The sequence below is a fragment of the Brevibacillus fluminis genome, from assembly GCF_052072235.1.
Lineage (GTDB): Bacteria > Bacillota > Bacilli > Brevibacillales > Brevibacillaceae > Brevibacillus_D > Brevibacillus_D fluminis_A.
In genome coordinates this window covers 4948768-4962917 of the sequence record NZ_CM125436.1, presented here as the reverse complement: position 1 = coordinate 4962917, position 14150 = coordinate 4948768, and the positions used below count along the sequence as shown (strand labels likewise).

Genomic DNA, 14150 nt, shown 5'->3' with positions numbered 1-14150 from the left:
GGAGGAGCAAACGATGACTGTAGATGTACAGCTCCGCTTCGGGCGTGAAGCGATTACCGCTTACTCAAAAGCAAACAACGAGCCCGAATGGGCATTGAATAAACGACTGGCAGCCTTTGATGCTTCCGGCACACTGGCACTGCCGCACCTGGAAAAAACCAAGATCGACAAATGGAACATCGATCAGTTCAATCCTTTTGTCACAGAAGCGAAAGTCGCTGCTGCGGATCAGCTTGATTCCGTGGTTGTTGAGCAAATCGATGCCGCAAACGTGAAAAACCTGCTGGTGCAAAAAAATGCGTCCACCGTATTTTTTGCGGCAACAGAAGAGCTTTCCGCGCAAGGCGTCATTTTCACAGACCTCGCTACGGCATTGGCGAAACACGGCGACCTGGTGGAAAAATATTTGTTCACGGCGATTCCTGCCGACGAGCACAAAGTTGCTGCGCTCCATGCAGCTGTGATGAATGGCGGGGTATTCCTCTACGTTCCACGGAATGTAGAGCTTGCCGTTCCGGTACAGGCTGTCTATGAAGTGGCAGGGGATCACTCCCTGGTCGCTCCGCATGTGCTCATCGTAGCGGAAGCGAACAGCAAAGTGACGTATGTCGATTCTTTCGTATCTGGAACAGGCACGCAAATGGTAGCAAACAGCGTCGTGGAAGTATTCGTCGGCGCAGGCGCAACCGTGCAGGTCGCATCCGTGCGCTCCCTGTGCGATGGCGTGCATGACTATTCCTTCCGCCGCGCGGTTGTCGATCGCGATGGCAAAATGGAATGGATTTTGGGCGAAATGAACGATGGCAACACCGTGACCAACAACACCACGCTGCTGAAAGGCAACGGGTCCAATGCGGATACGAAATGCGTTTCCATCGGTCGCGGCGCGCAGCGTCAAAACATCACCTCGATGGTTCAGCACTACGGCCTCAACTCCGAGTCCGAAATGGTGAGCAAAGCGGTTATGACCGACGAAGCGGTTACGATCCTTAACGGGATCACCAAGATTGAAAAAGGCGCCACCAAAGCAAACGGTGAGCAGGCAAACAACATCCTGATGCTTTCCGAAAAAGCGCGCGGCGACGCCAACCCGATTCTGTTGATTGACGAAGATGACGTGAAAGCAGGCCATGCCGCATCGGTTGGACGCGTCAGCGAAGAGAGCATCTACTACCTGATGTCGCGTGGTATTACGCGCAGAGCAGCGGAACGGTTGATCATCATCGGCTTCCTGGATACGGTTATTTCCCAAATTCCGGTGGAAGAAGTGAGAAACCGCGTTCGCCAAGCGCTCGAAAGGAAGCTGGGCTAAATGAACGCCAAGGAAATCCGCGAGCTTTTTCCAATCTTGAAGGAGCAGGTGAATGGGCATCCGCTCGTTTATCTCGACAGCGCGGCCTCTTCTCAAAAACCGATTCAAGTAATCGATGTGTTAAACACATACTATAAAACGCAAAACGCGAACGTGCATCGCGGTGTTCATACGCTCGGCAACAAGGCGACGGACGAGTTCGAAGGCGCGCGGGAAAAAATCCGCGCGTTCATCAACGCCCGTGAGACCGCCGAGATCATTTACACGCGCGGCACGACCACGGCGCTGAATCTGGTGGCATCGAGCTATGCTCGCGCCAACCTGAAGCCGGGCGACGAGATCGTCACGACGGTGGTGGAGCATCACAGCAATTTCATTCCTTGGCAGCAAGCAGCGAAAGCGACGGGTGCAACGTTCAAGTTCATCCCGCTGGCCGAGGATGGAACGGTGACGATCGAAGCGGTCAAAGCGACGGTGACCGACAAGACCAAGATCGTAGCGATCCACCATATCTCCAACGTCCTGGGCGATACGACCCCGATCAAGGAAATCGCGCAAATCGTGCACCAGCACGGCGGTATTCTCGTCGTCGACGGCGCCCAGAGCGCGCCGCACCAAAAGGTCGATGTGCAAGATCTGGATTGCGACTTCTACGCGTTCTCCGGTCACAAAATGTGCGGACCGACAGGAATCGGTGTCCTGTACGGAAAGCGCGAGTTCCTGGAAAACATGGAGCCGATCGAATTCGGCGGCGAAATGATCGATTTCGTCTATCTGGAAGACTCCACGTGGAAAGAGCTGCCGTATAAATTCGAAGGCGGCACGCCGATTATCGCAGGCGCCGTCGGACTTGGGGCAGCGATCGACTTTTTGGAGCAGATCGGCCTGGAAAATATCGAGCGTCATGAAAAACAACTGGTGAAATACGCGCTGGAGCAAATGCAAGCGATTGGCGGCGTTTCGATTTACGGACCGACCGTCGACCGTTCCAGCCTCATTACTTTCAACGTCGAGAACGTGCATCCGCATGACTTGGCAACGGTGCTTGACAGCTACGGAATCGCTGTTCGTGCCGGCCATCACTGCGCGCAGCCATTGATGCGCCACCTGCAAGTGACGGCATCCGCACGCGCCAGCTTCTACCTGTACAACACGGAAGAAGACGTGGATGCGCTTGTCGCCGGGTTGAAAAAGGCGAAGGAGTATTTTAGCAATGTCTTCTCTTGATGATCTCTATCGTCGTGTCATAATGGACCATTACCAAAAGCCGCGCAACAAAGGCAAGCTGGAAGAAGCGGAAGGCTTGACCATCAACCTGAACAATCCAACCTGCGGTGACAGCATCTCGCTGTCACTCAAGCTGGAGGACGGGAAGGTCACCGACGCCAAGTTCCTCGGGGAAGGCTGTTCGATCAGCATGTCGTCCGCATCGATGATGACCGAGGTCGTCAAAGGCAAGACGGCAGAAGAAGCCCTCCACCTGGCACAGGTGTTTTCGGATCTGATGCAGGGCAAGCCGGTCGACGATTCGCTCGATCTGGGTGACATCGAAGCGTTGTCCGGCGTAGCCAAGTTTCCTGCGCGCATCAAATGCGCAACGCTGGCCTGGAAAGCGTTGGAGCAAGGAATCAAGCAAGGCGAGCAATCATAGCGTACGGTTTTCTTTTAAGATCAACAAGAAAAAGGAGTGAGTACCATGGCGAAAAAAGCCCCTGAATTACAGGATTACCAATACGGTTTCCATGATAAGGACGTATCGATTTTCCGGACGAAAAAAGGTTTGACGCGCGAAATCGTCGAGGAGATTTCCAAAATTAAGGAAGAGCCAGCATGGATGCTCGAATTCCGCCTCAAATCGCTGGAGACTTTCTACAGCCTGCCGATGCCAAAATGGGGCGGCAATCTTGATGAACTGAACTTCGATGACATCACCTACTACGTCAAGCCGTCCGAAAAAGCGGGACGCAGCTGGGATGAAGTACCGGATGAAATCAAGGCTACCTTTGACAAGCTGGGTATTCCGGAAGCCGAGCAAAAATTCCTCGCAGGGGTATCCGCTCAGTACGAGTCTGAGGTTGTCTACCACAACATGCAGGAAGATTTGGAAAAACTGGGCGTTTTGTTCTGCGACATGGATTCTGCAGTGAAGCTGTACCCAGACATCGTGAAAGAATACTTCGCGACCGTCATTCCGCCTGCAGATAACAAATTCGCAGCGCTGAACTCGGCAGTATGGTCCGGCGGTTCGTTCATCTACGTGCCAAAAGGCGTAAAAGTGGAAACTCCGCTGCAAGCCTACTTCCGCATCAACTCGGAAAACATGGGCCAATTCGAGCGTACGCTGATCATCTGTGACGACGATTCGTTCGTTCACTATGTAGAAGGCTGTACAGCGCCGATCTACAGCACGGACTCGCTGCACTCCGCAGTTGTGGAAATCATCGTAAAAGACCGCGCGCGCTGCCGGTACACCACGATCCAAAACTGGTCCGCGAACGTATACAACCTGGTCACCAAGCGTGCCGTTGCGTATGCTGACGCAACCATGGAATGGATCGATGGCAACATCGGTTCCAAGCTGACGATGAAATATCCTGCGGTCATCATGAAAGGACCACGCGCAAAAGGGACTGTATTGTCCATCGCGGTAGCAGGTAAAGGACAGCATCAGGATGCAGGTGCGAAAATGGTTCACCTGGCGCCAGATTGCACGTCCACCATCATTTCCAAATCGCTGTCCCGTGACGGCGGTAAAGTAACCTACCGCGGTCTCGCGCAGTTCGGTCGTAAATCGGAAGGCTCCAAGTCCAACATCAAGTGCGATACCTTGATTCTGGATAACAAATCCACGTCCGATACGATTCCGTACAACGAGATCATGAACGACAACATCACGCTGGAGCATGAAGCGACGGTTTCCAAAGTTTCCGAGGATCAGCTGTTCTACCTGATGAGCCGCGGCCTGACCGAAGCGCAAGCAACAGAAATGATCGTCATGGGCTTCATCGAGCCGTTCACGAAAGAGCTGCCGATGGAGTATGCGGTGGAGATGAACCGGTTGATTAAGTTTGAGATGGAAGGAAGTATCGGTTAACCCTTGCGCCACAAGGGTTTCCGGGCTTCTAAAATGGGCTTGCCCCCATTTTGCCCCCTAAATTTTGACGTATCGCTCGTAAAGGGATAGAGATTCGTCCTCAATTTTCTTGGTAACATGTAAATACGTGTCTGCAGTGACTTTGACGCTCGCGTGGCCAAGTCGCTCGGACACGTATTTTATATTTGCACCGGCTTCAAGCAAATGGACGGCATGGGTATGCCTTAGGGCGTGAGGGGAGCTTAGCACGTTTACAAACCTCTTTGGTCCGCAGCCAGCGGCCGTCGTGTTGATGGATCGAACCCACCCATAAGGGAAACCATTCCGGTCGCCGAGCGACTTTGTTTTGTAACCCTCCCAAAATTTCGGAGGATCTTTTGCTAGGGAAATCTAAAGAAACGATTTTCTTATTAGATTGCGCAGAGCCCTTCTGCGGTGGTACGATGTAACGCTTTTACAGTGGGAGGAGGCAATCGGAAGTTTTAGACTAATATTCTGATACTTTGGATGACTGAAATGGAATTGAATGGTATCCTCTAAGAAGAAAGCCCTAACCTTAAATTCGTCTATTGGTGGTGAAATGCTGTGAGAGATACTGGGAAAACTCAATCTCCTGTTGTCCAAATGCCCACTATGGCGCAATGCAATGAACTTGCTGCCGCAGAAATTCAAAGCATTATGTCAGATGCTATGCAGCAATCATTAATTGCGCCTTTATTTAATGGGATCAGGCAGTTTAACCAGAGTTCCATGTATGACAATGTCGCAATATTCGTTGATTATGACAATGTTTATTGGACACTAACCAAGGGTTACATGCATGATCCGGATTGCTCTGACGAGTCCAAAAATCTGTTTGAAAAATTAACTGCTACATACAACCGGGATAACATACGTGTTTTCAAAGCGTACGCAGATTATGAGCAAATAAAGTCAAACTTGACTAGCCTTCAGAAAAAGCGCATTCAGATTCGGCACGTGTATGCAAACGGGAAGAAAGAGCAAGGTCGGAAAAACTCATCTGACATAGAATTGTGCCTGGATGCAATCGAACTTTGCAATGAAAATCCGAATATCTCTTGCTTTGTGTTTGTAACGGCAGACAGCGACATGATCCCTATTATGAGCAGACTGATGTATAAAGGGAAGCGTGTTGAACTCTATTCCATTTCTTCAGCAACATCCAAACAGTTCGACATGAATCGTTATGCTCATCATTATGTAGATCTCCTTGATTTCCTGGGGATCGAAGCAAAAGAGTATGACCTTGATTCATTAATCGAGCCAGCTCTCAAAGCTATCAAAGGATGGACGGACAAATTTATAACGGACAACTCTAAATTCCTTGGTGATCCAGCGTTAAAAGATCTGTTCCAAAAGGAACTTGGCATCCCACAAGACACAGGAAGCCAGTTGATTGAACGACTCGAAGTGGAAAAATTGATAGAAAAACAGCCTAAAGAGTATTATCACCGCGCAACAAAGCAAACAAGTAATAAGGCGAGCAATAAGTTAACTGCCAATGGTTTGGCCAAAATCAGTGATGCATCTCAAGTGGCAGTTGCTGAGGTTAAGGAAGGAGTCAGTCAAGCGGCAAGTGGTACAGAATAGTCCTTGACATATTGGCTAGGATTGGTAAAATAAGAAATACATTCGCTAGCAACTCTTTCGTTGATAGCTTCCGTTCGTTTCAACTTTCGCTATATTTACTTTCGTTCGCAGAAGGCAGGGATTTTTCCCTGCCTTTTTGCTTTGTCTACGCTCTGATAAGGAATGCAATGTCACGTAATTGAATGACGCGATACGGCAAAGCATCAGGTACCGTATTCCATGTTTACTCAGTATGATCAGCAAGGGGAACACCGGAGACTGCGGTTAATGCCACGGCTCATTGACGATGTCACTGCGATGGTAAGTGAGCGTTATCGGGTGAAATTGTCATAACATATCGACGGGTAAACTGGTTACGTTGCAGCTGCCCAATTTCGCAGGAGCAGGCTGGCAAATGTACCTGATGGTTGCCGGAACGCTTGCGGTCGTGTATTTGTTCCCGCTGCTGACCAAGGCTGTTCCTTCTGCGTCGGTGGCCATTATCATGATGACGCTCCTGTCCATCTCGATGAATCTGGATCTGTGCACAGTAGGGGACATGGGGGAGATCACGCAAACATTGCCGTTTTTCCACATTCCCGACATCACCTTGTCGTTAGAAGCGCTATGGTTTTTGCTGCCGCATTCGCTTGCGCTCGCTGTCGTGGCTACATCCGATATGGCGATCGGCGTTGTAGCCGGAGTCGGGATGAGTGCGCTTGTCTTTGAGTGGAAATCGGCGAAAATCAGGGCACATGGGGAAGTTGATGGCGATGGAGCGAAGGTGTACCGGATTTCGGGGCGACTCTTTTTCGGGATGATGATTCATTTTGTTGATTTGTTTGACTACAAAAATGACCCGGATTCGGTCACGATTGACTTTGGTTCGTCGCATGTGTGGGATCATTCGGCGGTGAAGGCGATTACCAAAATCGTTCGCAAATATGAGCAGCTCGATAAAAAAGTGACGATCGGCAACCTGAATCAAGAAAGCAAACGGCTGGTTGAGCAGGTCGGTCTTGCGTCACTGACCGGTCATTAGGGAGGAAGAAACACGTCGGTTCCGTAGCGGCGTGTTTCTTTTTTTATTCAGAGAATAGAGGATAAGTGTAAGCATTTACAGACATTTACAAATATTTTTTATTGTTCAGAATTTGTTTAGTGGCTGTTTGCTACACTTCTTTTGGGGAAATAAGCGAGTCAGAACAACAGGAGGATTGAGATGCAACGGCTGATGGAACGCCGTGTGCGCTGAAAGGCGCCCGCACGGTGTAGGCTCGTGATAATCCGGAAGGGATAAGACGAGAATAGCGGTGTAAACAGTTTGACAAGGATTAACAATGAGGCTTCCACAGGTCCATGGACCGTAGATGAAACGGTATTTGCCGATGCCGGTATTACGGGAGTGACGGAAGATAATTTGGCTGAAGTCGAGCTGGAGGTAGCTGCCGAATACCAAGAAAAAGGTGCACCGTTGACCAGCCAGGAAATCCAGGCAGGCGTCAATAAAGTCGTCGCGATTATGGCGGTGGATGCAGCAACAGGGCAAAGCAACACGATAACCGTGGCTCAGTTGAATGAAGCGACGGGGCTTGCAACCGCAATTCCGCAAAACGAGGCGTTGTACCGCAGTGCGATTGAGGATGCTGGCGGAATGTTCATGTTAGATACAGCGGACGATATCGCCGGGATGATCGACGTGGTCAATGCTGTGGCGTTGTTGACGGATGGGTCTGTAACTTCAGATAATCCGGCTGACTTGAATCCGCAATTACATGCGCCTGCGGCCACTTCGGGCATAACCTATACTTTTGCAGGCTACGCCCCATCCGCATATGTGAATATTGCAACCGGAACGCCGGAAAACACCGCGACCATTACTAACCGAAATCCCGGAATAGGTGGCACAATTTCGCTTTCTTTGATGATCATATCTGCAACAGGTTATTTCCAGTTTGTTGACTACATGATTACCATTCCTCCTGTCGGCGAGATTACGATTGCCAAAAATGTAGCGAACTAAGCATGGACACAATTCTACTCCGTCTTTTAACCTCACCATTACGGTGGGGTTTTTTATTTTGTTTCCCTATTGAATGAGTGGACGTACAGCACTAATTTGCAAGTGTGAAGGATAAACTAGAGTGTGGTCTTATATGTGAGGAAGGATTTACGAACCTTACTAGCGAATCATCCAATAGAATATTTTTTACCAAAATAAATCGAGGAACCTACATAAACATCACATGATAACACAGCAAAAAATCGCACAAAGGAGGAATCAGATATGAATTCATTCGAAACAATGTTAGACCGTTATGCCGAATTGGTTGTCAAAGTAGGGGTAAACATCCAGCCAGGACAAACGCTCGTCGTGAGCGCAGCGATCGGCTCCGCCGAGCTGGTGCGCAAAATCGCTCGTAAAGCGTATGAGGCGGGAGCGAAGCATGTGCATTTTGAGTGGAATGATGACGAGCTGACGCGGTTGCGGTACGATCTGGCGCCAGACGAAGCGTTCGAGGAGTTCCCGATGTGGCGTGCCAAAGGCTTTGAGGAGATGGCGGAGAATGGTGCGGCGTTTTTGTCCATCGTCGCTTCCAACCCTAACCTGCTGAAGGGCGTCGATTCCAAGCGGATTGCGACAGCCAATCGGGTGGCGGGGAAGGCGATGGAGAAGTATCGGAATTATACCATGTCGGACCAGGTGAGCTGGACGGTGATTTCAGCGCCATCTGCTGCTTGGGCGGCCCTCGTTTTCCCTGATCTGCCGGAAGCCGAACGCATCCCTGCTTTGTGGAATGCGATTTTCAAGGCGACCCGCTGCGATTTGGACGATCCGATTGCGGCCTGGAAGGAGCATAAGGCGACGCTTCGCGCCAAGGTCACCCATTTGAACGAAAAAAAATACCGTGCGCTGCATTACAAGGCGCCGGGAACCGATCTGACCATCCAGCTGCCTGAAGGTCACCTGTGGATCGGGGGCGGCAGCGTAAACAAAGATGGCGTGAACTTCACGGCAAACATGCCGACCGAGGAAGTGTTTACGGCTCCGTTCCGCGAAGGGGTCAACGGTGTCGTCAAAAGCACGAAGCCGCTTAGCTACCAGGGCAATCTGATCGAGAACTTCAGCATCACCTTTGAAAAAGGCCGGATCGTTTCCTTTACGGCGGAAGCGGGCCAAGAGGCGCTGCAGCGTTTGGTCGATATGGATGAAGGCTCCCATTATTTAGGGGAGGTAGCGCTGGTGCCGCACCAATCGCCGATTTCGCAGTCCAATACAATCTTTTACAACACCCTGTTCGATGAAAACGCCTCGAACCATTTGGCGATTGGCCGGGCGTACCCGATTTGCCTGGAAGGCGGCGCTGACATGAGCGAAGAGGAGCTGCAAAAGCGCGGTCTCAACGAAAGCTTGAGCCATGTCGATTTCATGATCGGATCGGCAGAGATGGACATCGATGGCGAGACGGCCGACGGGAAACTGGAGCCGATCTTCCGCAGCGGAAACTGGGCGTTTTAACCAGAACTACTTTACAAGCAATACCGCGAGCGTTTGAGCAGCGCATGCGGTATTGCTTTTTTTGCGATCCATCCATGGCTGCGAGGAAGCACATTCCCCGGCAGCGGCACCCTGTTGTGCGTTGGGGAAAGCAGCCGACGCCAGCTTGTGGTATGATGAAAAGAAATGGTCGAACAACGTGGAGGTTTTTGATTTTGACTGCGGCACATATTGTCATCATGATTTTGTTTGCGATTGCGATGATTTACTACACGATAAAATGGCAAAAGCGGAGAAACGACACATCCGCTCCGGGCCAGCACGTCCCTATGCAGCGCGAGGCCAACGATGCGCTAGACGCCAATCAAAAAGAAGCGGCGCAGCGTAGCGAAGGAGCAGTGCGAGAGCGGGGCGAGCACGAGGAAAAAGCATCGGTTGTTGCCCAACCGGAGCAGGAACGGTCGCTTCCGGAAGAGATTGTCACTCATTACAGGAGCTATTTCCATACAGAAGCGCAGATCGCGGTGGAAGAGGAGACGGAGGAGGGCAAATTCGCGGTGCTGCAGTTCCCGCCTGTCGGCAAACGGGCTTTTTGGGTGAGCGCCACCTGCGGTCTATCGATGAGCGGCGGCGTGGAATTGATCCTGTACTCCGCAGAGCGGGAAACGGGGCTTGCCGTCCATCTGGCTCACGTCGCGGCACAGGCAAGCAGCCGGTTTGTCCAAACAGGGCGCAGCCTGCAGCCGGGACTCGCCTTTGCTCTGCAAGGCCCGATTGTGCCAGGTTCTGCACTCACTTATCTGTACGCCAGCCATCCGCTGTTTGAAGAAGAGAGTTTCAGCCATTTTACCGATGGACAAAAAGTGGTTCGCTTTTTGATGCTGCATGCCATTTCGCCTAGCGAATACGAGTATTTGCAGGCACATGGTCCGGACGCGCTGGAGGCGCTGTTCGTCCAGCGTGAGGTGAATTCCATCGACTTTTTCCGCGCATCGGCCATCGAGGCGGATTCCATCATGAGCGAAAAGGACTGATCACGCGTGCAGCCCTCCATTTCCGAGCAAGAACGAATCTATTCCCTTGATGTGATACGCGGTGTGGCATTGCTCGGCATCCTGCTGGTGAACATGCCGGAGTATGCGTACATGCCACCCCGTTTTACAGGCGCGGACGCGTATGTGCGCCTGTTTTTTGACCTGTTTGTGCAGACCAAATTTTATACGATCTTCAGCTTTTTGTTCGGGGTCGGCTTTTGGGTATTCATGGATCGGGCGGGTAAGCGCGGGGAACAGGTAAACCTGCTGTTCTCGCGTCGTCTGCTGGTCCTGTTTTTGTTTGGCGTTGTCCATCTGCTGTTTTTTCGCGGGGACATTTTGCATTTGTATGCGGCGATCGGATTTTTTCTGCTCCCGTTTTACCGCAAGCGCGAGGGCAGCGTGTTGGGGATGGCGATCGGCTTGCTGGCGTTTTCCATGCTGCCGGTGGTCGTTCTCGCGATGATGAATCTGGATGTCGGGGGCGCGAGCGGAATGCCGTCGAACAAAGCAGGATTTTGGCAAAATGGATGGGATACGATCTGGTATGTATTCGGAAACGAAATCAGTGCGGCACCACAACTGCTTCCCGAAATTCTCGGGCTGTTCCTGCTGGGCCTATACTGCGGCAAAAAACAGGTGTTCACGCAAATCGACCGCTTCCGCCGCCCCTTACGCGTACTACAGATAGCCGGCCTCATCGCCACGCTTCCCTCCTGGTTCCTGATTCTCCTCGCCTTTTTCAAAAGCGAATCGTACGGCACGAATGCGGCCTTTGCATGGGTGTTTTTCAGCGGGAAAACATTGGCGCTGTTCTATGTAACCACCCTCATGCTTCTGCTAGAGCACCCTGCCTGGCAAAAGCGCTTTGCAATGTTTGCCAGGATCGGCAAGCTGGCGATCACCACATATTTGACGCAGACGCTAGCCTGGACGGCGCTTGTAGCATGCTTTCAGCTGGCTGGCGCAGAGCTGACGCTAGTGACCGGAACGATTCTATGTCTCATCTTGTTCGCCGTGCAGCTATGGTGTGCCCGCCTGTGGCTCGCGCATTACCGGTTCGGCCCCGTAGAGTGGCTGTGGCGCATCGGTACGTACGGCAAGCCGCAGCAGTTGAAGCGCTTTTAGATTGCTGATAATGAAACTATCAGAATCCGCTTGCTAAAAGAGATGATCATGTTCCCCATGTCCAGGCTTATGAGAGCTTTTGACATAGGGGTTTTTTTATTTTTTCCAATCTAAGCAAATGGTGTCCTTCCCCCGCAGCGAAGGGATTTTTGAAAAAAACGGCACGCAGCCTTTACAATGCCTGCCACTCCCCGACCCCCAGTAGGCATTGTAAGAGCGGAGTGCCGTTTTTTTCAAAAATCCCCGATCGACAGCCAAAGCCCACCAGCAGCCCACAAAATAGGAAAATTGTCGAAACTTTCCCCACCCCCAACTCGTATTACCTAATGGAAATAACTAACTGGAAAGGAGGCTGTTGGATGGTCTGGCAGGAATGGTTGTTTCTCGGCTGTTTGGGATTCGGACTGATTTATTCCCTCTTTGTGCTGTTTGCCGCGGACATCTCCCTGCACGGTTTCGGCCATGTCGAGATACCTCTGCTACACCCGCTCATGTGGGTAAGCGGAACCGCAGCATTCGGCGGGTTAGGTTTTCTTCTGTGGCGTTTCAGCGGTTTTTCGCCGGGGATTGTGTATTTGTTGGCCGCTTTGGGCGGCGTGGCGGTGGCGATCGCCTCGTATTTCCTGTGGATTCAGCCGATGAAGAATGCGGAGGCTTCGACCGGATACTCCATGAACGAGCTGCAGGGCAAAATCGGCGACGTGCTGGTGACCGTTCCGGCGACAGGCTATGGCGAAGTGTTGATCCCGATGGTGAATGGTGTGACGAATCACATCGCGGCGAGCTTCGAGCAGGAGACGATTGCCGAAGGCGCGCGAATCGTCGTGGTCGAGGTAAAAGAAAATGTGCTGTACGTAGTGCCATATCAATAAAAAAATGAGGTGGTTGCATGAATTTTGAGCCGGTAACGCTGGTCGTGTTAGTCGCAATCGTTGCAATATTCGTTGTTATCGGGATCGCTTTTTGGGCACGATACAAAACCGTCGGAGCCGATGAAGCGATGATTGTCACCGGAAGCTATCTCGGGACAAAAAATGTGCTGTCTGACGAATCGGGCCGCAAGATGAAGATCGTGCGCGGCGGCGGTACGTTTATTCTCCCGATTTTCCAGCAAGCCAATTTCTTGAGCCTGCTGTCGCACAAGCTGGACGTGTCGACGCCGGAAGTCTATACCGAACAAGGCGTGCCGGTAATGGCGGACGGGACGGCGATCATCAAGGTCGGCGGCTCGATCGAAGACATCGCGACCGCAGCGGAGCAGTTCATGGGCAAATCAAACGACGCGCTGAAGGCGGAAGCGCAGGAAGTGCTTGAAGGTTACCTGCGCGCGATCCTGGGCAGCATGACCGTCGAGGAAATCTACAAAAATCGCGAGCGCTTTGCCCAAGAGGTACAGGGCGTTGCCGCAAAAGACTTGAAAAAGATGGGGCTGACCGTCGTCAGCTTCACCATCAAAGATGTTCGCGACAAAAACGGCTATCTCGCGGCGTTGGGGATTCCGCAAATCGCCGCTGTGAAGCGCGATGCGACGATTTCGCAGGCGGAAGCGGACAAGGAAGCGCGGATCAGTCAGGCCAAGGCAGAGGAAGAGGCGAAAAAGGCGGAGCTGTTGAAAGAGACGAACATCGCTGAAGCAGAAAAGGACAAAGAGTTGAAGGTGGCGGAGTTCAAGCAAGAGCAGGATCGGGCGAGGGCGACAGCGGACCAGGCTTACAAGCTGCAGGAGGCCGTATCCAAGCAGCAGGTCACCGAGGAAGAAATGAAGATTGACATCGTGCGCAAGCAAAAGCAGATCGAGCTGGAAGAGCGAGAAATTTTGCGCCGCGAGCGTCAATTCGATGCGGAAGTGAAAAAGAAAGCGGATGCGGAACGCTATGCGGTCGAGCAGGCGGCGGAAGCGGAAAAAGCGAGAAAAATGCGGGAAGCGGACGCTTTGAAATACAGCATTGAAGCGGAAGCGAAAGCAAAAGCGGAGCAAAAGCGGCTGGACGGTTTGGCGATCGCCGAAGCCGAAAAAGCCAAAGGTACGGCTGAGGCCGAGGTAACGCGGCTCAAGCTGGAGGCGGAAGCGGAAGGGAAAGAGAAGCTGGCCGAAGCGTTCGAGAAATTCGGGCAGGCGGCGGTCCTCGATATCGTGGCGAAGATGCTGCCGGAGCTGGCTGCGAAAGTGGCAGAACCGATGAAGGCGATCGACAAGGTGACGATCATCGACACGGGCAACGGGCAAGGCGACGGCGTCAATCGGTTGAGCACCAATGTGACGAAGCTGATGTCCCAACTGCCGGAAATGCTCAAAGATGTTTCCGGTTTGGACGTGAACGAGATGATCGGGCGATTCATGAAACAACCGAACGCGGCGGAAGCGGCCGCACAGGGAAAACACCCGGAGGAGCCTGCACGGCAGCCAAAGGAAGCAAAGAGCGCTGTTCCTCCTCAATCAGGCGTTGAGCAACCTCGCAAGGAAGAGTAAACTGGAGAAAAAGGTTGAGGGTG

The 14150-nt window shown here is 51.9% G+C and carries 13 protein-coding genes; 12 read left to right on the top strand and 1 reads right to left on the bottom strand.

Annotated elements, in window-relative coordinates:
- Window positions 1-13: 13 nt before the first annotated feature.
- The 4 genes from sufD to sufB are packed head-to-tail and all read left to right on the top strand — an operon-like array spanning window position 14 to window position 4406.
- Window positions 14-1312, top strand: a complete 1299-nt coding sequence (sufD, locus tag ACTID9_RS24380; RefSeq protein ID WP_441067561.1) for a Fe-S cluster assembly protein SufD — start codon at window positions 14-16, stop codon at window positions 1310-1312.
- Window positions 1313-2539 carry a cysteine desulfurase gene (locus ACTID9_RS24375; protein WP_441067559.1) on the top strand — a complete coding sequence of 409 codons (1227 nt, stop codon included), beginning with the start codon at window positions 1313-1315 and terminating at the stop codon, window positions 2537-2539.
- Entirely contained in the window at window positions 2526-2963 is a 438-nt protein-coding gene (gene sufU / locus ACTID9_RS24370; protein ID WP_441067557.1) for a Fe-S cluster assembly sulfur transfer protein SufU, read from the top strand. Before ACTID9_RS24375 ends, sufU begins: the two co-directional genes overlap by 14 nt.
- A 45-nt stretch (window positions 2964-3008) precedes the next feature.
- Window positions 3009-4406, top strand: a complete 1398-nt coding sequence (gene sufB / locus ACTID9_RS24365; protein ID WP_441067555.1) for a Fe-S cluster assembly protein SufB — start codon at window positions 3009-3011, stop codon at window positions 4404-4406.
- A gap of 57 nt (window positions 4407-4463) precedes the next feature.
- On the opposite strand, the gene ACTID9_RS24360 is transcribed toward sufB, so the two are convergent.
- Complete coding sequence (locus tag ACTID9_RS24360; protein ID WP_441067553.1) at window positions 4464-4655, bottom strand: tyrosine-type recombinase/integrase; 192 nt, start codon at window positions 4653-4655, stop codon at window positions 4464-4466.
- Window positions 4656-4991: 336 nt separating this feature from the next.
- Here ACTID9_RS24360 and ACTID9_RS24355 point away from each other — a divergent pair, with 336 nt between their 5' ends.
- From ACTID9_RS24355 to ACTID9_RS24320, 8 genes are all read left to right on the top strand, one after another.
- Window positions 4992-6017 carry an NYN domain-containing protein gene (locus ACTID9_RS24355; protein ID WP_441067551.1) on the top strand — a complete coding sequence of 342 codons (1026 nt, stop codon included), beginning with the start codon at window positions 4992-4994 and terminating at the stop codon, window positions 6015-6017.
- 394 nt (window positions 6018-6411) lie between these two features.
- Window positions 6412-7038: an STAS domain-containing protein gene (locus ACTID9_RS24350; RefSeq protein ID WP_441067549.1), complete on the top strand. Its 627-nt coding sequence runs from the start codon at window positions 6412-6414 to the stop codon at window positions 7036-7038.
- Window positions 7039-7320: 282 nt separating this feature from the next.
- Window positions 7321-8019 carry a hypothetical protein gene (locus ACTID9_RS24345; protein WP_441067547.1) on the top strand — a complete coding sequence of 233 codons (699 nt, stop codon included), beginning with the start codon at window positions 7321-7323 and terminating at the stop codon, window positions 8017-8019.
- Window positions 8020-8283: 264 nt separating this feature from the next.
- Window positions 8284-9516 (top strand): aminopeptidase, encoded by a 1233-nt coding sequence (locus tag ACTID9_RS24340; RefSeq protein ID WP_441067545.1) that lies wholly within the window; start codon window positions 8284-8286, stop codon window positions 9514-9516.
- Window positions 9517-9710: 194 nt separating this feature from the next.
- Window positions 9711-10529 carry a suppressor of fused domain protein gene (locus ACTID9_RS24335; protein ID WP_441067543.1) on the top strand — a complete coding sequence of 273 codons (819 nt, stop codon included), beginning with the start codon at window positions 9711-9713 and terminating at the stop codon, window positions 10527-10529.
- Window positions 10530-10535: 6 nt separating this feature from the next.
- Complete coding sequence (locus tag ACTID9_RS24330) at window positions 10536-11657, top strand: DUF418 domain-containing protein (RefSeq protein WP_441067541.1); 1122 nt, start codon at window positions 10536-10538, stop codon at window positions 11655-11657.
- Window positions 11658-12016: 359 nt separating this feature from the next.
- Complete coding sequence (locus tag ACTID9_RS24325; RefSeq protein ID WP_441067539.1) at window positions 12017-12529, top strand: NfeD family protein; 513 nt, start codon at window positions 12017-12019, stop codon at window positions 12527-12529.
- A gap of 17 nt (window positions 12530-12546) precedes the next feature.
- A complete protein-coding gene (locus ACTID9_RS24320; RefSeq protein ID WP_441067537.1) occupies window positions 12547-14127 on the top strand; it encodes an SPFH domain-containing protein in 1581 nt (526 codons plus the stop codon).
- Window positions 14128-14150: the final 23 nt, after the last annotated feature.